The organism is Pyruvatibacter sp., assembly GCF_040219635.1.
Taxonomy (GTDB): Bacteria; Pseudomonadota; Alphaproteobacteria; order CGMCC-115125; family CGMCC-115125; genus Pyruvatibacter.
This window is the reverse complement of sequence record NZ_JAVJSC010000009.1, coordinates 370,841-392,857: the sequence shown is the minus strand read 5'-3', so window position 1 is coordinate 392,857 and position 22,017 is coordinate 370,841. Positions and strand designations below refer to the sequence as shown.

Here is a 22,017-nt window from a genome sequence, read left to right as displayed (position 1 = left end):
GCTCACAAATACCCGCAAAATATGACGCGGACCCAGACTTGAGGGAGCGGCCCGATGGCCACAATACCTTTTGATGATCGCGATGGCTCCATCTGGATGAATGGCGGGCTGCGTCCGTGGCGTGACGCCAACATTCATGTTCTCAGTCATGCGCTGCACTATGCAAGCTGCGTGTTCGAGGGGGAGCGGGTGTATGCGGGCGAGATTTTCAAACTGCGCGAACACACTGAGCGGCTGATCGAGTCGGCACGTATTCTGGGTTTCAGGATTCCCTACACGGCGGATGAAATTGACGCCGCGTGCAAGGAAACGGTTGCCGCCCAGGGCTTCAAGGACGGGTATGTGCGTCCGGTAGCGTGGCGCGGCAGCGAAATGATGGGGGTCTCGGCGCAGGCCACAAAGATAAATCTGGCGATCGCTGTATGGGAATGGCCGTCTTACTTTGACCCGGAAGAACGCCTCAAGGGCATTCGGCTGGACATGGCGGAGTATCGCCGCCCCGCACCCGACACGGCACCCTGCAAAAGCAAGGCTGCGGGCCTCTACATGATTTGCACTATCTCCAAACATGCGGCCGAAAACAAAGGCTACGCGGACGCAATGATGCTGGACTATCGCGGCTATGTCGCCGAGGCCACCGGCGCAAACATGTTTTTTGTGAAGGACGGCGCACTGCACACGCCAATGCCTGATTGTTTTCTGGATGGCATCACCCGGCGCACGGTCATTGATCTGGCGAAGGCGCGCGGCATCGAGATCATCGAGCGGCATATCAAGCCTGAAGAAATGTCAGACTTTGAGCAGTGCTTTATCACAGGCACCGCTGCGGAAGTGACGCCGGTATCAGAAATTGGTCCGTACACGTTCACACCCGGCGAGATAACCAAAACGCTGATGAACGACTATATGGCGCTGGTGAACCGCACCGGGTCTGTCGCGGCGGCCTAGCTGCGCCAGCGGTTGGCTGCGTCGTCGTCGCGGTCTTTGGCATCCACCCATTGGTCTCCTGACCGTGTGTGTTCCTTCTTCCAGAAGGGGGCGTTGGTCTTGAGAAAATCCATCACGAAGTTGGCGGCGTCAAAAGCCGGTTGGCGGGAAGGTGCGGTGGCGATCACCAGCACAATCGGGTCACCCGGCCTGAGCGTGCCAAAGCGGTGGATTATCTGCATGTCGGTAACCGCAAAGCGCGCGCGGGCGTCAGCCTCAATACGCTCAAGTTCCGCCTGAGCCATGGCGGGATAGTGTTCCAGCGTCATGGCGGACAGTGTGTCGCCACCGGATATGTCGCGGACCTGCCCGACAAACGTCACGCTGGCACCAATGTCCGCACGACCCGTGACATGTGTGTTGAGTTCGGCACCGGCATCAAATGGTTCGCTTTGAATGCGGACAGACATTGTGTGCCTACCCGCCGGTAACGGGCGGGAAAAACGCCACTTCGTCGCCGGGCTTTACGGGTGTCTGCGGTGTTGCCTGAACCTGATTGACGGCGATCCTGATTTTCTGATTGTCAAAGGCTGTGCGCTTTTGCTCGTCGCCTTCCGCGAGGTGAGCCAGCAGTCTGGCGGCTGTATCAACGGCAGGGGGAAGCGTGATGGTCTCCTCCGCAATGCCCACCGCTTCACGCAGCCGCGCAAAATAAAGGACAGTGATGGTGCTCATTTTCCGTCAGCCGCAATGACGTGGCGCATCCCGGCGCGGAAATAATCGTAGCCGGTGTATAGCGTCAGCAGGGCTGCCAGCCACAGGGCGGTGATGCCCACTTCGCTGGTAAACCAGAACAGTTCCCGACCTTCCGGCCCGCACAGCAAAAAGCTGATGGCGGTCATCTGCAGGGCGGTTTTCCATTTGGCGAGTTGTGTGACCGGTACGCTGACCTGAAGTTGCGCCAGATATTCACGCAGGCCCGACACCAGTATTTCACGCGACAAAATGATCACGGCGGCAAACAGGCTGATGCCGGCAATGGTTTCGTCAGCCGCGAGCAGCAACAATGCAGCCGCCACCAGCAGTTTGTCGGCGATCGGGTCCAGCATGGCGCCAAGGCTTGATTGCTGTTGCCATGCGCGGGCGATGTAGCCATCGACGAAATCCGTCACGCTGGCGACCACAAAAATGCCCACCGCAATCCAGCGGCCAATGTCGCCGGAAATAAAAAACGTGGCGACCAGTACCGGCACAAGTGCAATACGCGCATAGGTGAGCTGGTTGGGCAGGTTCCATGCCGGTGAGATCGGACGTGAGGAGTTGGAGCTGGACATGGTTTGATCATATACGACGCGGCGCGGCGCGGGGAGAGCCTATGCGCAACGCTGCTGCCCGAAATGCGCGCCGCTATTTCGCCCCTTCGTGAAAGTGGTCATAGATGGTGCGGGCCACAGCCTTTGAAATGCCGGTAACAGATTCAAGGTCAGAAAGACCGGCAGCAGCCACAGCGCGGGCGGACCCGAAGTGATTGAGCAGCGCCCGCTTGCGCTTGGGGCCGATGGAGGCCACCCCGTCCAGCATGGATTTTCCAATTGCCTTCTTGCGTCGCGCCCGATGGGTGCCAATGGCAAAGCGGTGCGCCTCGTCACGCAGGCGTTGCAGATAATAGAGAACCGGGCTTTTGGCCTCCATCATGAAGGGCGCGCGGCCGGTCATGAAAAACCGTTCGCGCCCCGCATCACGCTCCGGGCCTTTGGCAATGCCAACAAGAGTTACCCGGTCGATGCCGAGCTCGTCGAACACTGATTGGACGACGGAGAGTTGGCCGGCACCACCATCAATGAGCACCAGATCGGGCCAATCGGGATCAGGATCACGCGCCGTATCATCCTGCGCATTGTCTATCGCGGCCTGATCCTTCACCAGCCGGGCAAAGCGGCGGGTCAAAACCTCGCGCATCATGGCGTAATCGTCTCCCGGCTCAGTATCCGGGTTTTTGATATTGAACTTGCGGTACTGGTTTTTGCGAAAACCCTCAGGCCCCGCCACAATCATGCCACCCACCGCGTTGGTGCCGGAGATGTGGCTGTTGTCGTACACCTCAATGCGTTGGGGTGGTGTGTCCATACCAAACGCATCAGCAAGGCCTGCCAGCAGTTTTGTCTGGGTCGATGATTCAGCCATACGGCGGGCCAGTGCCTCGCGTGCGTTGTCGTAGGCGTATTGCACCAGCTCACGCTTCTCGCCACGACGGGGCCTGCCGACGGCGACTTTGCGCCCGCGTTTGATGGTCAGGGCCTGCGCGAGCAGGTCGGCGTTTTCCACGGTTTCGTTGAGCAGCACCAGCCGGGGCGCGGGGCGCTCTTCATAGAACTGCGCCAGAAACCCGTCGAGGATTTCAGCGGTTTCCATGTCCTTGTCATGCTTGGGGAAGTAGGCGCGGTTGCCCCAGTTCTGTCCGGCTCTGAAAAAGAACACCTGTACGCAGGTCTGGCCGCCCTCGCCGTGAATGGCAAAGACGTCTGCCTCCTCGACGGTTTGCGGATTGATGCCCTGATGCGCCTGAATGTGGCTCAGGGCGCGCAAACGGTCGCGGTAGATGGCTGCCTTCTCAAAGTCGAGATCAGCCGATGCCTGTTCCATCTGCTGTGCCATGCGCTCACGGATCTTGCGGCTTTTGCCGGAGAGGAACGCGTCTGCCTCGCCGACGAGGGCTGCGTAGTCGCTCTCGTTGATCTCACCGGTGCACGGGGCTGAGCATCGTTTGATCTGGTACAGCAGACACGGGCGGCTGCGGCCTTCATACACCGTGTCGGAACACGATCGCAGCAAGAATGCCTTTTGCAGGGCATTGAGCGTGCGGTTGACGGCACCGGCGGAGGCGAACGGCCCGAAGTAATCCCCCTTGCGGACGTGTGCGCCGCGGTGCTTGAGGATCTGCGGCACCGGATGGTCGCGGGCGATGAGGATGTAGGGAAATGATTTGTCGTCGCGCAGTTGCACGTTGTAGCGCGGGCGAAGCTGCTTGATGAGATTGGCCTCCAGCAGCAGCGCCTGGGTTTCGCTTTCCGTCACCACAAACTCCATCGCAGTGGTGGAGGCGATCATCCGTGCGATGCGATTGGTATGGCCGAGAAGCCGGGAATAGCTGGTGACGCGTTTCTTGAGGCTGCGCGCCTTGCCCACATACAGCACGTCACCGTCCGCCCCAAACATCCGATAGACGCCCGGCGCGTTGGGCAGCCGGGTCACATAGTCGGCAATCAGGTCAGCGCCGGTGAGCGGGGGGGTGTCGGGGGTGGTCGTCATGGGGTCAATATGTACCTGATAGACAGCCTGCCGGGCAAAAACGGGTTTGCTCTGGGCTAAAAAGGTCACCTGTGCATGTGGATAAGTCTGTTGAAAACCCAGGGGGTGAAAGTTGCGCGCTTTCGCAATGGACAAGCGTGCAGGCGGCACCTCCGGGCGCGTGGTCGCTAACCCTCTGATTTTTAAATGAGAATTGGCGCAAGTGTGGGGTCAACTATGCCTGCGGCCCGGTGCATTTGAGGGGCAGCCGCCTAAAATGCACACCGTGCGCATGTGCAAAACATGCGTACTATTGAGGCAGGGTGAGTATTTGAGCAGGCTCAGGATTGGGGCAGGGGCCGCAGCCGCTCTATCTCAATGCCCACGCTATGAGCTTCGGCAATGGCGTCCAGTTTCTCAATCCGCACCCGGGCGGCGAGCACGCGCTCGTCGGTGAAGCAGTCTTCTGCCACGGCTTCGGCCAGGGTTTCCACCAGTCGCACATGGCCCGCATCCACCAGCGCCTTGATGTTGTTCACCACGCGCTCGTAGCACACCACATTGGCCAGGCTGTCGTTGAGGCTCTCGTCGCCCTCGGTGACGGTCAGGTCCACGTTGACGATGATCGGCTGGGCACGGCCTTCCTCGTGGCGGTGGACGCCGATATGGGCATCAAGACGCAGGTCGCGGACGAACACGTGGCGGGTGAGCCGTGCGGCATCGGCGATACGCAGGGGTGTGACATTTCCAGTCTGCTGCTTGGTCATTCAGCGCTTACTCCTTGCCGGTGGCGTCCGGCGTCTGCCAGGCGAGATGCTGTCCGCCATCCAGAGCCAGCATTTGGCCAGTCAGCGACGGCGTTTCAACAATAAAGCGCACCGTACGCCGGAACTCTGCCATGTCGGGACCGCGTGACAGCGGCACCGCGCGCACCTGTGCTTCAAAATCGTCCGGGTTCTGCCGGTCGTTGCGAAGGGCCGGGCCAGGGCCAATGCCGTTGACGCGGATGTTGGGTGCCAGTGCCTGTGCCAGTGTCTGTGTTACCGTCCACAGCGCCGCCTTTGATGCGGTGTACGACATAAACCGCGGGGTGAGCCGCCATACGCGCTGGTCAATGATGTTTATGATGTTGCCCAAAGCGTCATCGGGAAGCTGTGCGGCAAAGGCCTGCGACAGCAGCAGCGGTGCACGCAGATTGATGGCCATATGCGCGTCGAAACGTTCAGGCGTCACCGTGTGCGCGGTATCTTCTTCAAACAGCGAAGCGTTGTTGATGAGCAGACCCAGCGGGCCAAGGGCCGTTGTTGCCTCGCGTATGAGGCTCTCAAGTGCACCGGCGTCGGTCAGGTCGGCCTGCAGTGCCACAGCCTTGCCGCCCTGTGCCTCAATATCGGCGGCCAGCGCCGCCGCTGCATCTGCTGACGATCCGTAGTGAATGGCAACCGCCCAGCCATCGGCGGCCAATCCTTCAACCAGCGCCCGGCCAATGCGTTTGGCACCGCCGGTCACCAGTGCTGTTTTTGGCGACGGATTCATCAGATCTGAAACACAGCGAACAGATATGCGACATAAAAACCGGTGAAGATGACACCGGCCAGCCGGGTGATGGTGGCGCGCATGAATGCGAACGGCACCACCAGCAGGGCGGCGGCCAGCATCACCCACAGGTCAAAGCGCATGAAGGTTTCGGGCACCGGCAGGTCCACCACCATGGCGGTGATGCCGCCGATGGCCAGAATGTTAAACAGGTTTGAGCCGATGACATTGCCAACGGCCACGTCAGCCTGTCGGCGGAAGGCTGCAACCACCGTTGTGGCAAGTTCAGGCAGTGATGTGCCGATGGAAATGATGGTGAGGCCGATGGCAGCTTCCGAAACGCCGAAGCGACGGGCAATCTCCGTTGCGCCGTCCACAACAAGCTCAGCCCCCAGCGGCAGGCCCGCTAGGCCGATGAGCAGGAAGGCGCAGATGGCCCAGACGCGTTCTGGCAACCCGGTGATCTCGTCCAGGTCGCTGTCAAAATCCGTGTCCGGCGATTTGCGGGCGCGAAGGCCGGAATAGGCGAGGAACGCCAGCACCAGCATGAACAGGATCAACCCGTCCCAGAACACCAGCGTGCCGGTGAGACACAGCCCGACAAACAGCAGGGTGGAGCCGACCATCATGGAGGTGTTGCGGCGGATCGACGCCTGATTGCACACGGTGGGATAAATTATGGCAGGAATGCCAAGCACCATCAGCACGTTGGCAATGTTGGACCCCACAATGTTGCCCAGCGAAATGCCCGGCGCGCCTTCAAGGGCCGCCCTGAGCGACACCATGAGTTCGGGCGCTGAGGTGCCAAACGCCACCACCGTCAGCCCGATGATGAGCGGGTGAACACCAAACCGCCCTGCCAGGGCTACCGCACCGCGCACCAGAAGGTCGCCGCAGAACAGCAGAATGATCAGGCCACCGGCGAGGGCAAGGTACATCATGAACGCAAATGCCGATCCGCCGGATTGGCTGGCTCACAGCCGGTGCGGGCTGCAAGCGTGTGAGGTGTATTGCCGGTCACGGAAAAAATCATCCTGCCCCATCTGCGACCTGACGCGGAGGCAAAGGTGCCCGCGATTTGAGCAGCAAGCTGATGCCGCACATATTTGGCCGGAAATATTTTCTTTTTGTTGCCCGAACATCGCTCCCCGGCGTATCCGCGCTGATATCCTCTGATATATATGGGCTGGGCGCGCGTTGCAAAGACACTCATTAAATCTGCGCTCAGGTGATCGACGGGGCTGAACGAGCGTGGAACCGGATACCATTGTGGAAGTTGCGCGCCAGGCTGCCGAAATGGCGTCCGGCGCCGCCGGTGTGGGGCACGATGACCACGCCGCCGGGCACGCCACGGTTCCCTATATCCGTGAAATCATTGTTTTCCTTGTTGCCAGCGTGCTGGTGGTGCCGCTGTTCAAGTGGTTCAGGGCCAGCCCGGTGCTGGGCTATCTGTTTATCGGCGCGATCATCGGTCCGTTCGGCTTTGCGGTAATCGACGACGTTGAGGGCGTCGCGGCCATGGCCGAGCTGGGCGTGGTGTTTCTGCTGTTCATGATCGGCCTTGAGTTGTCCGTCGAGCGATTGAAAGCCATGCGCACCATGGTGTTCGGCCTTGGCTTTGCGCAGGTTGTTGTGTCGGGCGCTGTGATTGGTGCCGCCGCCCTGTGGTGGGGCAACACGGTGCAGGCGTCGATCATCATCGGGCTGTGTCTGGCGCTGTCGTCCACCGCCGTCATCATGCAGTTGCTGATGGAGCGCGGCGAGTTTTCCTCGCGCATGGGGCGGGCGTCGTTTGCGGTGCTGCTGGCGCAAGACCTTGCCGTGGTGCCGCTGCTGATGCTGGTGACAATCTTTGCCGCCGGCGAAAACGGCCATGTGGCGGAGCTGGTGGGCATGGCGCTGCTGCGGGCTGTTGTCGCGGTGCTGCTCATCATCTTTGTCGGCCGCTGGCTGGTGCGGCATCTCTACCGCATGGTGACATGGACGCAGAGCCCGGAACTGTTCATGGCGCTGACGCTGCTGGCTGTGCTGGGCACGGCGTGGTTCACGGGCGTTGCCGGGCTGTCGATGGCGCTGGGGGCGTTTCTCGCCGGGCTGCTGCTGTCTGAAACCGAGTTCCGCCATCAGGTTGAAACCGACATCGAGCCGTTCAAGGGCCTGCTGCTGGGGCTGTTCTTCATCTCCATCGGCATGAGCATAGATTTTGGCGTGCTGGCGGAAGAATGGTTCAACGTCATCATCGGTGTGACCGGACTGATCATTCTCAAGGCGATCATCCTCATCGGGCTGGCACGGGCGTTCCGCCTGCCGTGGACAACATCGCTGCGCACCGGGCTGTTGCTGTCGGCGGGCGGCGAGTTTGCGTTTGTCGGCGTCACGGCCGCGATGGGTTCGGACATCATTTCCGATCCGATCGGGCAATACATGCTGATTGTCGCCGCCGTCTCCATGGCCACCACGCCGTTTTTGGCAGACCTTGGTGCGTTCCTCAAAAAACGCATCGACGACCGTATCGGCGCTGACCCCATTCAGGCCACCGAAGATGAGGCGCGCGGCCTTGAGGGCCATGTCATCATTGCGGGCTATGGCCGCGTTGGTCAGACCGTGGCGCGGATGCTGGGTGACCTCAAGCACCCCTATATGGCGCTCGACCTCAACGTGCCGCGCACCCGCGAGTGCCGCGCCAAGGGGGAGCCTGTATATTACGGTGATGCCTCCAAGCCCGATGTGCTTGAGCGTATCGGCGCGGACCATGCAGGTGCCGTGGTGGTTACGCTCGACAATTTTGCGGCTGCCTCGCGCGCCGTCGAGGCCATTCGCAACCGGTGGCCGGGCATTCCCATTTTTGTGCGCGCCTGGGATATGACGCATTCGGACGAACTCTTTAAACTTGGCGCCACCGGCGTGGTGCCCGAAACGCTGGAAAGCTCGCTCCAGCTTGCCGGCCAGGTGCTGCAAAGCCTCGGCACGCCTCGTGAAGCTGTGGGCGACATCATCACCCGCATCCGCGAAAAGGATTATGCAGGCCTCGAAGCGCCGGGCTCAGACGACGTCCAGCCCCTGCCGATTGATAAAGACACCCGCGAAAAGGCCGCGGCAGAGTAAGCGTTCCGCTTTCCTCTCCTCCCCCGCATCCCCGGACCTGATCCGGGGTCCACGCGCACCCCCGCGTGCCGCAGCGCTCATTCGCTCACCCCCACCCGGCGCCGCGCGCCGACCTCCCCACAAGGGGGAGGTAAAGTTTTCCGCATCCCCATTGCCACACGTGTCGCCCCCTGATTTTCCCCCCACAGTCCCCCTCCCCTTGATGGGGAGGGCCGGGGTGGGGTGACACCCGTTCACCCGGCACAAACACCAAAAGCCCCGCGCAGACTTTTCCGCGCGAAGGCAGCAGGACGTGCCGGGGCGACAATCCGTATGACGTCGAACAGGACCGCCTTCCGGCACGTCCCGCACGGCATCGCTTCGGCGACCCTGATTTCCCGTCTTCCCTCAAGACGCCTGCGCCGTCATTACGCGCGCGCTGCATCTCCGGTGACCCGGCGTCGTGTGCGCTGGTTTCCGGCCCATGCCGCAGGCAGAACCATCACGCCCCGCAGGTCAGGGCCTTTAACCCGTCACATCCCTGCGGTCACCAGTCACCCACTCAGATCCACCGCCTGGCCGGAGAAGCCCGTTACGCCTCCCTCTCCTCCCCCGCATCCCCGGACTTGATCCGGGGTCCACTCGCATCCGCCGCCGAACGCAAACAACCAGCCCCTTCCAGGCGCCGCCCTCCCGCCCAGAGCCCGGCCGGTCCGGGATGCCCTCAGGCAGAAGGTGCGACAAGGATAAGGGGGGTGTGGGGGAGGGGGGATAAGGTTTTTTGGGAATGTGGAGAGGAGTTGCCGCACTAGGAAAGTGACAACTTCGGAGCCTTTGTATTGACGATTAGCTAGTTCTCCACAATCATAACTGTCGGGATTCCAGCAATGAAATTAAGATGAAGGGTCTAGAAAATGAGGCTCATAAAAGAAATTGAAATTGCTTACTTCCGTTCCCTCTACAAAGAGCGCATTCGCCATGTTGAGGATATGAATATTTTTTTTGGGCGTAACGACTCTGGTAAATCAAATGTTGTCCGTGCTCTGAATCTATTTTTTAATGGAGAGACGAACCCAAATTATAAGGGGTTTATCCCCTTGAAGCAAGTAAGATGAGCACCTATATTGAAGTCATCGGAGGAAACGATGGCTTCTCAACTCACAGTTCGCGACTTCTTCAAACGCTTCCCGGATGACGAGGCTTGCCTCACGCACATCATGCAGGTGCGTTACGGCTTAAAGCATGATTGCAGGGCTTGCGGCGTTGAGGCGACGTTCCACCGTATGAGCAACCGCCGGGCCTATGCGTGCTCCCACTGTGGCGATCACCTGTACCCGACCGCTGGCACCATTTTTGAGAACACGCGGACACCGCTGCAACTCTGGTTCTATGCGATCTACCTGTTTGTAACGACACGCCACGGCGTATCCGGTAAGGAACTGGAGCGGTCGCTTGGCGTGACCTACAAGACGGCTTGGCGCATGGGCCAGCAAATCCGCGATCTCATGACGAAGGCGGATCAGTTCGACATGCTGCAAGGCCATGTGGAACTTGACGAGGCTTATGTTGGCGGTCACCGCCCCGGCAAGCGTGGTCGCGGCGCGGCTGGCAAGACGATTGTGATGGGCCTTAAAGAGCGGAATGGCCGGATCAAGGCTGAAGTGATACCGAACGTTAAAATGCCGACGCTTCGCGGCGTGGTGCTGCGGAATGTTGAGGAAGGCGCTACCGTCTCAACCGATGAACTCATGTCCTACGGCTTACTGGAAGGCGACGGCTATAAGCACGGCGCTGTGAAGCACGGCGCTAAGGAGTGGGCCTATTACGACTACCGGCATGATGCCCTGCACCACACCAACAGCGTCGAGTCGTTCTGGCGTCTGTTTAAGAAGTCGGTTGCCGGTACGCATATCCATGTGTCTCAGAAGTACATGGGCCGGTACCTTGGCGAGTTCACTTTCCGCGCGAACCATCGGGAGATGGAGAACGCGATGTTTGATCTTCTGATAGGGGCTGTTTGATGAGCCGGTCTAAAGCTGCGTCCACTGCTGCCCGGTTTGTTGGGCCTACGCCGCGGGCTTCCTCTTGCTTAACGAAAGCATCCAGTTGGCCGGATTGGATAGCTTGTCTTAACGACAATTTTTGTTTGTTCATTTTCAACACCTATCGGCTATAAAGGGCTAATCGCATGGAGGGTCATGTGGACCGATTGAAATTAAATCTGAATGATCTGGTGCCCCTTTGGGAGCGTGAATTCCTGCACCGCATGAACGAGTCCGAACTTGAGCGCTTCAGACGGCGTGATGTGAACGTCCCTGAAACGTCTGGCTTGCAAGAGGTCGTCGGGGAGCGTCGTGCGCTCGCGCAGGATGTCTTCCGTGCGACTGTCATCAGCCAAAGTCGATTGAAGTGAGTGTTGTAGTCGTTCTGCTGACATGCCTTCGGCAGATGCGTTTATGACTGTCGGGTGGATCATGAACATGGCGTGTTGTGAACAGTATCGTTTTGCCGCGCCACAAAATACGGCAACGGCTATGGAGCACACGCTTCCCATATTGTGAGCGACAACCCGCAACGGCAGCGACTTCATGTGGTTGTAGAGGTAGATGCCGTCCGCGACGAAGCCGCCCATTGAACTGAAACAAAGGTGAACTTCGTCATAGTTGTCATTGTGCGCCTGGTTAAGCGCAGCGGCAATACGGGTTACCCCATTCGGCTCTATGTGGCCGGTGAAGCCAAAGTAGGCCACTTTTGTTCCGGCCAAGTCGGGCATGGTGCCTCCTTATTTCTGGACACGGATTCACGTGTTTGGTAGCAAAGAGGCACCCATCGCAGCTTTTGCCGCAATGGGTGCCGAAGGTTAGCCCTCTAACAAGAGGATGCGATCATAAGGGGATGCGCCCCCGAATGACCGCAGGGGATACCAAAGCATCCGCCTGACCTCCTTCCCGGCATCTTCACTGCCGGGTGTGCCTGCGCCTCGCAGGGTTTGCCGCTTCACCATGAAGCGGCTTGTTTCAAGCGGCGGACGATGGTGAGACATCGTTCGCCGTTTCTTTTGCTTCAATCTCGATCCGGCCCTTTTGTTTGGACATCAGCTTGAAAATGCCTGCCGCTGTGCGGAGCCATTCCGCCTGTTCCTCAATGGTCCAGTCAGCAAATCCGTCTGTGGTTGGGAGTGCATCCAAAAGACCCTCAATAAAGGGATGGTATTTACCGTCTCCGCCGCCGTTTCCACCACCATCGCCCGGGGGAGGAGGTGGCGGTGGTGTTTCGCCACGCGGCTGTTGAGGGGCCACTGCGGGCTTGATGAATCGCCCGCTGGACTGGTCAATAAAATGAGCCCTTTCGGCGGATTTCTGGAAAACCTGCCGAGCCCTCTCTCGCTGCTTTGTAGGCACGCCAAGTTCAACCATCTGGCGCTCTATAGCGGCAGCGGGGGGCAATGCGTACCCGTTGTTTTTCTGGAACATCGCTTCGTAGAGCGGCACATTTAGAAACGCTTCAACGCGAGCCGCACCGGCCCCTTGCTCATCGACCACATTCCGCCCTAGGTCAGTTATCTCGACGGACCCGCGGGATGTTTCAACAAAGCCATATATGCGGGCGGCAGAAACGCGCGAGCGGAATGTGCCTCCGTTGGAGGACATATCTAGCCATCCCGCAAGCTGTGTGGGCTCTGCCGTGCCACCGCCTTTTGCATAGAGGACGGACGCGAGCTCTTCAGCCGCCTCCATATCCGAGTACGGAAACTCTATCTGTGAGCGCTCCCGCTTTTGAGGCGGCGTTGCGGCGATGTCTGCGGTCTCGGTTGTGTCGTCCATATGAAGTCTCCATGCACCCAAGGGTGGGCGGCACGAACACCATACAGGCCTTTGTCTGCGAAGCAACAACTATTTCCGCGTTATCGTGACCGCAGCAACAAGAGCGCTTTGTTCCACTTGCTTCAAGGGGATAAACCCCAATTATAATCTTGATTTTGATGTCGATTTTTCAAATTTGAGGCTAAAGCAATCAGAAAAAAGCGAAGATATAAGAAAGTTTATATACGTGAAGGTTTTTTTTGAGACTCCTCCTTCATATCGGGCGAGCCTTGGAAAAGAGTTTTGGGTTAAGAGGCAGTGGACAGATTTTCGCACTAATAACTTTAATCAAGAAGTTTCCTCAGAACATAGAAAATCAAACAGATATACCTCTATAACTAGAATTTTAAATAGAATAAAATTTACATATATACCGGCTGTCAAAGATAGGCAAATATTCTCAAATCTTCTCAATGATGTATACAAAATACTTGTTGAAGATGAGGGATTTGGAGCTTCTTTGAGTACATTTTCATCTGATATACAGAAAAGAACGGAAGCTCTTTCGGGTTCTCTTTCTAGTTTGTTTAAATTTGATAGTGTAATTGCTGCACCTACAGATTTATCTAATCTTTTTAAATCACTTGATTTTGAAACGGGAAAGGAAAATGATAATTCTAAGTACTCACTAATACTGCAGCGTGGTGATGGGATACAGGCGCGCCATATACCGGAGATACTTAAATTTATTTCCGAGAATGATAGTAACAAATTCCATATTTGGGGATTTGAGGAGCCAGAAAATTCACTAGAGCACAGCGCTGCATCTAAAGAAGCAGCTCGCTTTCTTGTTGCTTCTAAATCTAATGTAATACAGTCATTTCTTACTAGTCATAGCCCATCTTTTTACTCATTGAGTGGAGGTGGTGTTGCAAAATATTTTGTGAAGCAAGTGAGTGATATAGAAGAAAAATCTATATCTAAGATTGGGGAAAAATCTGAAGAAATAGATAGCTTAAGACTTATGGGAGATGATTTTTATCTACCAATAATTTCCAAAGTTGTAGATAGAGTGGAAAAAGAAAGATTTCATTTAAAGGAAGAAAGAGAATTACTACTTGAAAGACTTCGGTTGATAGAAAAACCCATATTTTTTGTAGAAGGTGAGGGGGATGCAAAAATACTCTCTGCTGCGTGGTCTTCGCTCACTAAGGATGTATGTCCATTTAAGTTTGAACCATCTTTGGGTACCCCCAAAATGAAGGCTTTGGCAGCCGAGGGGCTGACTCTTGAAGCACTTGGCAACAACCGAAAAGTTTTTGCACTTGTGGATTATGATGGTGCAGGGCGGACTGTTATGCCGAAAAAGGTCAGCGGGACGGGTTGGCGGAAGCATGTAAATGGGGTGTTCTGGCGCCATCTGGCTCCACCCGATGAATTGATTGCTGCGCTTGATAAAGCTGGTTTACAGCAAGACTATACGTCTTGTGTTTTGGAAGACATGTTTCCGGCATCCTTGAGATTGGAGGCCCAAAATCTCGGTTTTTATAGCTTGGGAGAACTCCGTCCAGACTATTCCAGACCGGAATGCAAGATCATGAGTGCAATTTCCACCATGGACAGTGATCCTGAGACTGGCGTGTATCAATTGAGACCAGAGTCGAAAGACGAATTTAGTGATTGGGTTGAGAAAAGAATGAAGGAGCAACCTGACCTTGCCCAGCCTTTTGCTGACCTCCTGTTTGAGGCTCGAGCCTGCCTGTAGGTCTGGGCAGCGTTGAGACCGGGTTTTGGAAGTTTTGCACTGAAAGCACTGTCCACGCTTTCGCCTCGCGGGTTTTCCGGCAACCTGCCCAATTTGTTTTGGCGACAGATCTGCAATTGCTTATTTGTTCGTCGATCTCAAAGCGTCACGCACTGACACCGCTGTTGAGTCACAGTGGCAAGGATTGCGGCAAGGAGCGAGAGCCGTTAGTCAGATCGCCTTTTGCCGAAGAGGCCCGCGTGCGATTGATTTAAAACCTGCTGACTACCGCTGCCCACGCTTCTGCCGCGGCTTCGGCCTCTCCGGCCCACCCTGTGACCGCCGCAGCTCGTCCTGCCGCACCATCGGGTCGTCGGCGATGGCCAGCTCGTTCGTCGCTCTCGAAGCGTCACCGGCGCTTTGAGCCCCGTCCGCGCTTGGGGCGCGGGCGTGACCGCTCTTCACCCTGCGCTCGCTTCAACTCATCCTGCCGCACCATCGGGTCGTTGGCGATGGCCATCTCTGTTTCCTGAAGCTTTTTCAGCTCATCACGCAGCCTTGCCGCTTCCTCGAATTCGAGGTCGGCGGCGGCGTCTTTCATGCGGCGTTCTAGGTCTTCCATGTGGGCCTTGAGGTTGTGGCCGGCCAGGAGGACGGTCTCGCCATCCTTGCCCGTCGCGCCTTCGACGCGCACATGGTCGCGTTCGTACATGCTGTCGAGCACGTCTGAAATATTGGCTTTCACGCTTTGCGGGGTGATGCCGTGGTCTTTGTTGTATTTCATCTGCTTTTTGCGGCGGCGGTCGGTTTCGGCCAGGGCGCGTTCCAGTGAGCCCGTCATGTTGTCCGCATACAGAATAACCCGGCCGTCCACGTTGCGGGCGGCGCGGCCGATGGTTTGCACCAGCGAGGTCTCTGACCGCAGGAAGCCTTCCTTGTCGGCGTCGAGAATGGCGACCAGGGCGCATTCGGGAATGTCGAGGCCTTCGCGCAGCAAATTGATGCCCACCAGCACATCAAACGTGCCAAGGCGCAGGTCGCGGATGATCTCGATGCGTTCCAGCGTGTCGATGTCCGAGTGCATGTAGCGCACGCGCACGCCCTGCTCGTGCATGTATTCGGTCAGGTCTTCCGCCATGCGCTTGGTCAGCACGGTGACCAGCGAGCGGTAGCCCTGCGCGGCGACGTCCTTCACCTCGGCGATCAAATCTTCCACCTGGGTTTCGACGGGGCGGATTTCCGTCACCGGGTCGATGAGGCCGGTGGGGCGGATCACCTGCTCGGTGAAGACGCCGCCGGTCTGGTCCAGCTCCCATTGCGCCGGGGTGGCGGAGACGAACACCGTCTGCGGCCGCATGGCGTCCCATTCCTCAAAGCGCATGGGGCGGTTGTCAACGCAGGACGGCAGGCGGAAGCCATATTCCGCCAGGGTGGATTTGCGGCGGTAGTCGCCCCTGAACATGCCGCCGATCTGCGGCACGGTCTGGTGGCTTTCATCCACAAACACCAGCGCGTTGTCGGGCACATACTCAAACAAAGTGGGCGGCGGCTCGCCGGGCTTGCGGCCGGTCAGCCAGCGCGAATAGTTCTCGATGCCGGCGCATGAGCCCGTGGCCTGCATCATCTCCAGGTCAAACTGGGTGCGCTGCTCGATGCGCTGTGCTTCCAGCAGCTTGCCCTGGGCTGTGAGTTCCGCCAGCCGGGCCTTGAGCTCGTTCTTGATGCCCTCGATAGCGCGGGTGAGGGTGGGGCGCGGGGTCACGTAGTGGGAGTTGGCATAGACCTTCACGTAATCCAGCTTGGCGGACTTCTGGCCGGTGAGCGGGTCGAACTCGGTGATCTCTTCAATCTCGTCGCCAAACAGCGACACGCGCCATGCGCGGTCTTCATAGTGGGCCGGGAAGATTTCCACCGTGTCGCCGCGTACCCTAAACGTGCCGCGCTGAAACGCCGTGTCGTTGCGCTTGTACTGGATGGCCACGAGGTCGGCGAGGATCTGGTTGCGGTCGATGCGCTGACCTTTCTTGAGGTCGAACGTCATCGACGTATAGGTCTCGACCGAGCCGATGCCGTAGATGCACGACACGGATGCAACGATGATGACGTCGTCGCGCTCCAGCAGCGCGCGGGTGGCCGAGTGGCGCATCCGGTCAATCTGTTCGTTTACGGAGCTTTCCTTCTCGATGAAGGTATCCGTGCGCGGAATATACGCCTCCGGCATGTAGTAGTCGTAGTAGGAGACGAAATACTCGACCGCATTGTCCGGGAAAAAATTCTTGAACTCGCTGTAGAGCTGGGCGGCCAGCGTCTTGTTGTGGGCCAGCACCACGGCGGGGCGCTGGGTCGCCTCAATGACTTTGGCCATGGTGTAGGTCTTGCCGGAGCCGGTGACGCCGAGCAGCACCTGGTCACGCTCATTGTTCTCGACGCCCTCCACCAGTTCCCTGATGGCCTGGGGTTGGTCGCCGGCGGGCTCGTAGTCTGATTGCACCCTGAAACGGACATTGGGCAGCAGCTTTTCGGGCCGGTCAGGCCGGTGCGCCTCAAACGGCACGTCGGGCAGATATTTAAGCCCCGCGCCGGAGCCATCCAGCTTGAACGCCTCCTTGGGGTCCACCTCCGCCGCCGGCACAAACGAGCCACCCGGCGCCTCGGCAAGCCCTGGCCCATGATCCGGCACCTGATCTGCAGGCAGCGGATACGCATCATCCTTCAGCGGAACTTTATTGTCCCGCGTGGCAGATTTAGGCGCGGCCTTGGTGCGTTTTTTGGAGGGACTCGACATGAGAACGAATATGGTACGGCTGCGTTGGGATTGCGAGTCCCTCTTGGGCACCTGAGATTTTCTGGCTTAGCCAGTAGTGCCGTCTGTTTTATCCGACGCGCCGCCAACGCCTTCCACAAACACCGTCTGGGTCGGGTAGGCGAACTCTATGCCTTCGTCCTCAAACTTTTTGTGGATGGCGAGATAGATTTTTTCCTGGATGGCCATGTATTCGTTGTAGTCGGCGCTGGTGACGAACCACACGGTTTCGACCATCAGGGCGAAGTCGCCGAAGCCTGAGAAGTTGGTGCGGTCGAGGCGGGCGCCGTCCTGGGCGTCGATGATTTGCTTTATCATGTCGGGGATAGCGTTCAGCTTGTCGTGGCTGGTCTGATAGACGACGCCGAGTTTGAACACGATGCGGCGTTGCCACATGCGCTTGTAGTTGTGGATGCGGCTGGTCAGCAGGTCGGTGTTCGCAACGATCAACTGTTCGCCGCCCAATGAGCGAATGCGGGTTGTCTTGAGGCCAATCTTCTCGACAGTGCCCATGTGTTCGTCTGACAGGATGATGAAATCGCCGCGCACGAATGGTTTGTCCAGAACGAGGGCGAGGGAGCCGAACAGGTCGCCCAGCACATTTTGCGCGGCAAGGCCGATGGCGATGCCGCCGATGCCAAGGCCCGCCACCAGAGCGGTGACGTTAACGCCCAGATTGTCGAGGATCAGCAGCAGCACCACTGACCAGACAATGATCCGCCCGATCAGGCGGGCAATGGACAGTCCGGTGGTGGCCTGCGGATCATCCTCGCCGTGGCGCGACGCGTAGCGATCAATAAAGCCGTTGAGCAGCACGCCGGCCCACGCGCCCATCTGCATGAAGAATACAACCAGCACGACGATGCGCAGGCCCGGCAGCACACCGTCGGGCAAGGTGAGCGTCGCAGCGCCTGCCAGCACGGCGACAAGCAGCAGATAAAGCGACCAGGTGCGGCCGACGACTTTGGCGGCAATCGCGCGGCGGGAGTGGGGCTGGTCGCCCGTGCGGCGCGACAATATGAACTGCAGGCCGTATTTGGCGCCGACCAGCAAGGCAAAAACGCCAACGCCAATGACGGCGGCAACCAGGTAATCCGCAAGGGTGTTTTGTTCGATGGTGGCGCGCAGGGTGTCGCCCACAGCGCTCAGCCACGCAGCGTCGTCGGGAAGCAGGGCTTCGGCAACGTCGTCAAGTTGGGTGAATTCACTCACGGATGTGCGCAGCCCCAAAGCGGCGGTGTTGTTCCACATGCCATATCGTCTGGTTCAGCGTTGAAGGCAGGGGTCATCAGGTCAGGGCGCGCACTATGGCGTTGGCGTCAAACCGAACACCAGTGCTAGCACAACGACGGCTGCAATGATGGAAATGCCCAGCACGTAGCGGACTTTCTGGCCGGATTTTGCCTGGCGCGCTTCTTCTTTTGTGAGTTTCGGGGCGTTCATGGTTTGCTCCTTCTCAAAATTCGCAACAGGTTATGTACATGTAGCACATTTGCTGCGCTTCAAGGCGAGCCTCGAAAGTCGGGCTGGTGCGGCTAGGTAATTACCAGCAGCGCGATGCCGATGCCGAGCATGGCAATGCCGCCGACGATGTGCATTTTGCACGCGCGGCTTTCAGACTTTTTTGCCGTATGGGAGCCGGAGCCGGACAGGCCTGACGGGCGGGCATCGTTCGCTGATGACGGTGTCTGGCTGGTATCGGCTACACTCACGTTTCACTCTCCTGGCGTCTTTTGTGTGCCATCTGTTTTGCGGTGGCACTTAGCGTATTTGTCGCACACAGTACGTAGGGCATCAATGGCCGTATTCAAGCCGATTCGGGTTTGAAAACGGTAAGTTAGCTGTCCTGAGATAATCTTAAGGTGAACGCTGCGTTAACCTGGCGACCATATGGGTCGCGTCGGGTGCGATCCGGCGCTAGGCTTGCCTTCACACACGGCCCGGCACTTCGACCGCGCCATCACACGGCGATCGCAGGGGGTGGGCAGATGCTTATTGTTGCAGGCACGGCGACGTTTCATTCAGTGGCGGACATGGAAACTGTGCTGGGGGCAGGGCAGGCGATGATTGCAGCCTCGCTCGCAGAAGCGGGCTGTCAGGATTACACCTATGCGCGCGATGTGACCGATGACAAAACCATGCGTATATTCGAGTTGTGGGACGATCAGGCGGCGCTGGATGCACATTTTCAGGAGCCGCATATGGGGGCGTTCAATGCGGCGCTTGGCAAGGTAAAGATCGCGTCGATTTCAGTGAAAATCTATGATGTGTCCGGCGTGCGTGACCTGATTTAGTTGGGGGGGGCAGGCTCCGCATCATGCGTGTTGTCACTTACAACATTCAGTTTTCACGCGGCCGCGATGGCGTGACCGATCTGCGGCGCATTGCCGATACGGTGCGCGAGGCTGACATCATCGGCCTGCAGGAAGTCGAACGCTTCTGGCAGCGCAGCGGTGAGGCGGATCAACCGGCGGAGCTGATGGCTTTGCTGCCGACGTATCACGCGGTGTTCGGCTGCTACTACGATGTGGATGCCAGCAGCGTGGCGCCCGATGGCACGGTTGCCAATCGCCGTCGTCAGTTCGGCAATATGCTGCTCAGCCGGTGGCCCATTCAATGGGTGCGGCAACATCCGTTGCCCAAGACGCATTACCACGACGCGTTCAACATGCATCAGGGCGCGCTGGAGGCGGTGATTGTGCCTGAGGGGCACGCGCCCGTGCGCGTGATCGTGTTGCATCTTGCGTATATCTCAATGGAGAAGGGCGATGCCGAGCGTTGTGCGCAGCTTGACCATGTGCTTGAGGTGCTGAACCGGCGTGAGCACGAAGGGGCCGCGTGGTCCGGGCCAAACGACATTGCCGGGGATGACTGGTCGCAGGGGCTGTCCGCGCCGGACAATCCCGCAAGTGCACTGATCATGGGTGACTTCAATATGGTGCCGGGCTCCGCGCCCTATGTGCGGATGATCACGGCGCAGGCGGGCGACCACACCATCGTAGATAGCTGGAAAGCCGCAGGATACCGCGCACGCGATGGATTTACGTATCCGCTGGATGAGGCTCGCTACGGGCGACCGGGCATCAAGCTCGATTATATTTTTCTGACCGATGATCTGGCGCAAGGCGTTGAGCGCGCGTGGATTGATAATGATGCACCCGGCTCAGACCATCAGCCATACTGGATAGAAATCGCATAACAACAACACGGAGAGTTGAATCATGCCACTGGCAGTGATTGAGACGAGCGCCATGCAGAAGGTCGGTGTAGGGCTGACGCGATGCGAAGATGTGGTGGTGAGCAAGGATGGTCGGGTGTGGGCGTCTGACCAGGCGTCGGCCTGCGCGGAGGTATTGCCCGGTGGCGGCATTCGCGGTGTAGGCAAGGCAGGCGGTGCGCCCAACGGCATCAACATGGATGCGCAAGGTCGTATCATCATCGCCAATTTTGGGGTGTATGAGGGCGAAGCAGGGCCATTGCAGCGGCTGGATGTTGAGACCGGCAAAATAGAAGTGCTGGCGAGCGAAGTGGATGGTGTGACGCTGACCGCGTGCAACTATCCGATTGTGGCGCGTGACGGCACGATTTACTGCACACACTCGACGTCAGCCGAGCAGTGGCCGCAGGCGCTGGACGGGCGCGCCGACGGATTTGTGTTTCGCGTCACGCCGGATGGTGTGGTCGAGAAACTGGCTGATGGTCTGAAGTTCGCCAATGGCTGCTGTCTGGATGAAGACGACGCCTATTTGTATGTGAACCAGACCAGCGGCGGCAACGTGGTGCGCTATCCACTTCTGGCTGACGGGCGGCTTGGGCCGCGCGAGGATTATGGTCCGATGCTGGGCATCATTCCGTCAGGCGAAACCGACCCCGGCAATCTGCCGTCGCCTGAAGACATGGCAAATTGGGCGTACACGGACGGAAACGGTTTTGACGTTGAAGGCAATTTGTGGGTGACACTTCCCGCCGCCAACAAGGTGGTGGCGATCACGCCCAAGCGTGAAGTGTTTACCGTTGCACACGACCTGACGGGCGAAATCATGGATCATCCCACCAACGTTACCTGGGGTGGGGCGGACATGAGGGATGTCTATTTCGGCTCCTTGCGGACAAACTATGTCGTGAAGGCGCGCAGCCCCGTTGCGGGCATGAAACTCATTCACCAGCGATAGGAAAAACGCGATGCCTCGGTTGAAGCAGGCCGGCCGCGAGGCCGGCAACGACTACGCCAACATGATTTTTGATCTGCTGTTTGGTGACCGTGACCCGATCAGGGAACCGGGCACGGCCACCGGCACGCCAGGCAACTGGTGGACGGTGTTCAACATCGTGCCGGATGCCTTTGCGCACACGACGGATGGCTTCCGATTTTACCGCGACGAGGCGCGCGTCATTGATCCAAAGCTGCGCGAACTGGGGCAGACGCGGGCAGGTTATGTGGTGGGGTCGCAGTTCGTTTTTTCGCAACACTGCAAGGCCAGCCGAGATGTGGGTCTGACAGAAGCGCAGATTGAGGCCATTCCGGCGTGGAGCGTGGCGGATTGTTTCAGCCCGATTGAGCGCGCCGTGCTGGCCTATACGGATGCGCTGGTGCTGCAGCGCGGGCGGGTGCCTGACGAGGTTTTTGCCGCGCTCAAGGCGCATCTGTCGGACGAGGAAATCCTCGAGCTTACCTACATCACCTGCACTTACATGATGCACGCCATCATGAGCCGTGCGTTACGGCTTGAATATGATGATGTGGACGACCGCATTGTGGAAATCGCCGCGCCCGAAGGCAGCGACAATGACGTGATGTCGATGGTGGATACAGATAAAGACTAGCGGAGAAA

At 58.4% G+C, this 22,017-nt stretch carries 22 protein-coding genes; 9 read left to right on the top strand and 13 right to left on the bottom strand.

Going from position 1 to position 22,017, the window contains the following annotated elements:
* Positions 1 to 54 precede the first annotated feature (54 nt).
* Positions 55 to 948, top strand: coding sequence for a branched-chain amino acid aminotransferase (locus tag RIB87_RS14065; RefSeq protein ID WP_350147761.1), 894 nt, complete (start codon positions 55 to 57; stop codon positions 946 to 948).
* Here RIB87_RS14065 and RIB87_RS14060 read toward each other — a convergent pair.
* The 7 genes from RIB87_RS14060 to RIB87_RS14030 form a co-directional block, all read right to left on the bottom strand.
* A complete protein-coding gene (locus tag RIB87_RS14060; protein ID WP_350147759.1) occupies positions 945 to 1,397 on the bottom strand; it encodes a molybdenum cofactor biosynthesis protein MoaE in 453 nt (150 codons plus the stop codon). The genes RIB87_RS14065 and RIB87_RS14060 overlap by 4 nt on opposite strands.
* 7 nt (positions 1,398 to 1,404) lie before the next feature.
* Positions 1,405 to 1,662: a molybdopterin converting factor subunit 1 gene (gene moaD, locus RIB87_RS14055; RefSeq protein WP_350147757.1), complete on the bottom strand. Its 258-nt coding sequence runs from the start codon at positions 1,660 to 1,662 to the stop codon at positions 1,405 to 1,407.
* On the bottom strand, positions 1,659 to 2,261 hold the full coding sequence (pgsA, locus tag RIB87_RS14050) for a CDP-diacylglycerol--glycerol-3-phosphate 3-phosphatidyltransferase (protein WP_350147755.1): 603 nt from the start codon (positions 2,259 to 2,261) through the stop codon (positions 1,659 to 1,661). Before pgsA ends, moaD begins: the two co-directional genes overlap by 4 nt.
* A 73-nt stretch (positions 2,262 to 2,334) precedes the next feature.
* A complete protein-coding gene (gene uvrC / locus RIB87_RS14045) occupies positions 2,335 to 4,236 on the bottom strand; it encodes an excinuclease ABC subunit UvrC (RefSeq protein ID WP_350147753.1) in 1,902 nt (633 codons plus the stop codon).
* 320 nt (positions 4,237 to 4,556) lie between these two features.
* Positions 4,557 to 4,982 carry a dihydroneopterin aldolase gene (gene folB, locus RIB87_RS14040; protein WP_350147751.1) on the bottom strand — a complete coding sequence of 142 codons (426 nt, stop codon included), beginning with the start codon at positions 4,980 to 4,982 and terminating at the stop codon, positions 4,557 to 4,559.
* 7 nt (positions 4,983 to 4,989) lie between these two features.
* Positions 4,990 to 5,751: an SDR family oxidoreductase gene (locus tag RIB87_RS14035; protein ID WP_350147749.1), complete on the bottom strand. Its 762-nt coding sequence runs from the start codon at positions 5,749 to 5,751 to the stop codon at positions 4,990 to 4,992.
* Positions 5,751 to 6,692, bottom strand: a complete 942-nt coding sequence (locus tag RIB87_RS14030) for a calcium/sodium antiporter (protein ID WP_350147747.1) — start codon at positions 6,690 to 6,692, stop codon at positions 5,751 to 5,753. Before RIB87_RS14030 ends, RIB87_RS14035 begins: the two co-directional genes overlap by 1 nt.
* Positions 6,693 to 7,002: 310 nt before the next feature.
* Between RIB87_RS14030 and RIB87_RS14025 the strand changes: the two genes are divergently transcribed.
* The 3 genes from RIB87_RS14025 to RIB87_RS14015 all read left to right on the top strand — a co-directional run bounded on the left by RIB87_RS14025 (position 7,003) and on the right by RIB87_RS14015 (position 10,856).
* Positions 7,003 to 8,856, top strand: a complete 1,854-nt coding sequence (locus RIB87_RS14025) for a monovalent cation:proton antiporter-2 (CPA2) family protein (protein WP_350147744.1) — start codon at positions 7,003 to 7,005, stop codon at positions 8,854 to 8,856.
* 893 nt (positions 8,857 to 9,749) lie between these two features.
* Positions 9,750 to 9,950 (top strand): AAA family ATPase, encoded by a 201-nt coding sequence (locus RIB87_RS14020; RefSeq protein WP_350147742.1) that lies wholly within the window; start codon positions 9,750 to 9,752, stop codon positions 9,948 to 9,950.
* Between the two features lie 30 nt (positions 9,951 to 9,980).
* The gene (locus RIB87_RS14015) at positions 9,981 to 10,856 is read left to right on the top strand and encodes an IS1595 family transposase (RefSeq protein ID WP_350147740.1); all 876 of its coding nucleotides are present in this window, start codon (positions 9,981 to 9,983) and stop codon (positions 10,854 to 10,856) included.
* A gap of 194 nt (positions 10,857 to 11,050) precedes the next feature.
* Here the strand turns inward: RIB87_RS14015 and RIB87_RS14010 are convergent, their stop codons facing one another.
* Together RIB87_RS14010 and RIB87_RS14005 are read right to left on the bottom strand one after the other, a co-directional pair.
* The gene (locus tag RIB87_RS14010; RefSeq protein ID WP_350147738.1) at positions 11,051 to 11,608 is read right to left on the bottom strand and encodes an ATP-dependent Clp protease proteolytic subunit; all 558 of its coding nucleotides are present in this window, start codon (positions 11,606 to 11,608) and stop codon (positions 11,051 to 11,053) included.
* 244 nt (positions 11,609 to 11,852) lie between these two features.
* Positions 11,853 to 12,659, bottom strand: a complete 807-nt coding sequence (locus RIB87_RS14005) for a hypothetical protein (RefSeq protein ID WP_350147736.1) — start codon at positions 12,657 to 12,659, stop codon at positions 11,853 to 11,855.
* An 85-nt stretch (positions 12,660 to 12,744) separates the two neighbouring features.
* On the opposite strand from RIB87_RS14005, the gene RIB87_RS14000 reads away from it, so the two are divergent.
* Positions 12,745 to 14,403 carry an OLD family protein gene (locus RIB87_RS14000; RefSeq protein WP_350147734.1) on the top strand — a complete coding sequence of 553 codons (1,659 nt, stop codon included), beginning with the start codon at positions 12,745 to 12,747 and terminating at the stop codon, positions 14,401 to 14,403.
* 388 nt (positions 14,404 to 14,791) lie between these two features.
* Here the strand turns inward: RIB87_RS14000 and uvrB are convergent, their stop codons facing one another.
* From uvrB to RIB87_RS13980, 4 genes are all read right to left on the bottom strand, one after another.
* Positions 14,792 to 17,167 (bottom strand): excinuclease ABC subunit UvrB, encoded by a 2,376-nt coding sequence (gene uvrB, locus RIB87_RS13995; RefSeq protein WP_350147732.1) that lies wholly within the window; start codon positions 17,165 to 17,167, stop codon positions 14,792 to 14,794.
* Positions 17,168 to 17,233: 66 nt separating this feature from the next.
* A complete protein-coding gene (locus RIB87_RS13990) occupies positions 17,234 to 18,436 on the bottom strand; it encodes a mechanosensitive ion channel family protein (protein WP_350147730.1) in 1,203 nt (400 codons plus the stop codon).
* A gap of 54 nt (positions 18,437 to 18,490) precedes the next feature.
* Entirely contained in the window at positions 18,491 to 18,628 is a 138-nt protein-coding gene (locus tag RIB87_RS13985) for a hypothetical protein (RefSeq protein WP_350147728.1), read from the bottom strand.
* 92 nt (positions 18,629 to 18,720) lie between these two features.
* On the bottom strand, positions 18,721 to 18,897 hold the full coding sequence (locus RIB87_RS13980) for a hypothetical protein (RefSeq protein ID WP_350147726.1): 177 nt from the start codon (positions 18,895 to 18,897) through the stop codon (positions 18,721 to 18,723).
* 276 nt (positions 18,898 to 19,173) lie between these two features.
* Between RIB87_RS13980 and RIB87_RS13975 the strand changes: the two genes are divergently transcribed.
* Genes RIB87_RS13975 through RIB87_RS13960 form a run of 4 tightly spaced genes read left to right on the top strand, consistent with a single transcriptional unit; the run spans position 19,174 to position 22,009 of the window.
* The gene (locus tag RIB87_RS13975; RefSeq protein WP_350147723.1) at positions 19,174 to 19,479 is read left to right on the top strand and encodes a putative quinol monooxygenase; all 306 of its coding nucleotides are present in this window, start codon (positions 19,174 to 19,176) and stop codon (positions 19,477 to 19,479) included.
* Positions 19,480 to 19,502: 23 nt separating this feature from the next.
* Positions 19,503 to 20,384, top strand: coding sequence for an endonuclease/exonuclease/phosphatase family protein (locus tag RIB87_RS13970; protein WP_350147721.1), 882 nt, complete (start codon positions 19,503 to 19,505; stop codon positions 20,382 to 20,384).
* 22 nt (positions 20,385 to 20,406) lie between these two features.
* On the top strand, positions 20,407 to 21,357 hold the full coding sequence (locus tag RIB87_RS13965) for an SMP-30/gluconolactonase/LRE family protein (RefSeq protein WP_350147719.1): 951 nt from the start codon (positions 20,407 to 20,409) through the stop codon (positions 21,355 to 21,357).
* A gap of 10 nt (positions 21,358 to 21,367) precedes the next feature.
* Entirely contained in the window at positions 21,368 to 22,009 is a 642-nt protein-coding gene (locus RIB87_RS13960; protein ID WP_350147717.1) for a carboxymuconolactone decarboxylase family protein, read from the top strand.
* The last annotated feature ends 8 nt before the right edge of the window (positions 22,010 to 22,017 follow it).

What these genes read in the sequence shown, in the direction of transcription:
- RIB87_RS14015 (WP_350147740.1), top strand. Translation starts at nt 9,981, where the DNA reads ATGGCTTCTCAACTCACAGTTCGCGACTTCTTCAAACGCTTCCCGGAT.
- RIB87_RS13990 (WP_350147730.1), bottom strand. Translation starts at nt 18,436, where the DNA reads ATGTGGAACAACACCGCCGCTTTGGGGCTGCGCACATCCGTGAGTGAA.
- RIB87_RS13975 (WP_350147723.1), top strand. Translation starts at nt 19,174, where the DNA reads ATGCTTATTGTTGCAGGCACGGCGACGTTTCATTCAGTGGCGGACATG.
- uvrB (WP_350147732.1), bottom strand. Translation starts at nt 17,167, where the DNA reads ATGTCGAGTCCCTCCAAAAAACGCACCAAGGCCGCGCCTAAATCTGCC.
- RIB87_RS14020 (WP_350147742.1), top strand. Translation starts at nt 9,750, where the DNA reads ATGAGGCTCATAAAAGAAATTGAAATTGCTTACTTCCGTTCCCTCTAC.
- RIB87_RS13965 (WP_350147719.1), top strand. Translation starts at nt 20,407, where the DNA reads ATGCCACTGGCAGTGATTGAGACGAGCGCCATGCAGAAGGTCGGTGTA.
- pgsA (WP_350147755.1), bottom strand. Translation starts at nt 2,261, where the DNA reads ATGTCCAGCTCCAACTCCTCACGTCCGATCTCACCGGCATGGAACCTG.
- RIB87_RS14005 (WP_350147736.1), bottom strand. Translation starts at nt 12,659, where the DNA reads ATGGACGACACAACCGAGACCGCAGACATCGCCGCAACGCCGCCTCAA.
- folB (WP_350147751.1), bottom strand. Translation starts at nt 4,982, where the DNA reads ATGACCAAGCAGCAGACTGGAAATGTCACACCCCTGCGTATCGCCGAT.
- uvrC (WP_350147753.1), bottom strand. Translation starts at nt 4,236, where the DNA reads ATGACGACCACCCCCGACACCCCCCCGCTCACCGGCGCTGACCTGATT.
- RIB87_RS14030 (WP_350147747.1), bottom strand. Translation starts at nt 6,692, where the DNA reads ATGATGTACCTTGCCCTCGCCGGTGGCCTGATCATTCTGCTGTTCTGC.
- RIB87_RS14060 (WP_350147759.1), bottom strand. Translation starts at nt 1,397, where the DNA reads ATGTCTGTCCGCATTCAAAGCGAACCATTTGATGCCGGTGCCGAACTC.
- RIB87_RS13960 (WP_350147717.1), top strand. Translation starts at nt 21,368, where the DNA reads ATGCCTCGGTTGAAGCAGGCCGGCCGCGAGGCCGGCAACGACTACGCC.
- RIB87_RS13985 (WP_350147728.1), bottom strand. Translation starts at nt 18,628, where the DNA reads ATGAACGCCCCGAAACTCACAAAAGAAGAAGCGCGCCAGGCAAAATCC.
- RIB87_RS14035 (WP_350147749.1), bottom strand. Translation starts at nt 5,751, where the DNA reads ATGAATCCGTCGCCAAAAACAGCACTGGTGACCGGCGGTGCCAAACGC.
- RIB87_RS14065 (WP_350147761.1), top strand. Translation starts at nt 55, where the DNA reads ATGGCCACAATACCTTTTGATGATCGCGATGGCTCCATCTGGATGAAT.
- RIB87_RS13970 (WP_350147721.1), top strand. Translation starts at nt 19,503, where the DNA reads ATGCGTGTTGTCACTTACAACATTCAGTTTTCACGCGGCCGCGATGGC.
- moaD (WP_350147757.1), bottom strand. Translation starts at nt 1,662, where the DNA reads ATGAGCACCATCACTGTCCTTTATTTTGCGCGGCTGCGTGAAGCGGTG.
- RIB87_RS14010 (WP_350147738.1), bottom strand. Translation starts at nt 11,608, where the DNA reads ATGCCCGACTTGGCCGGAACAAAAGTGGCCTACTTTGGCTTCACCGGC.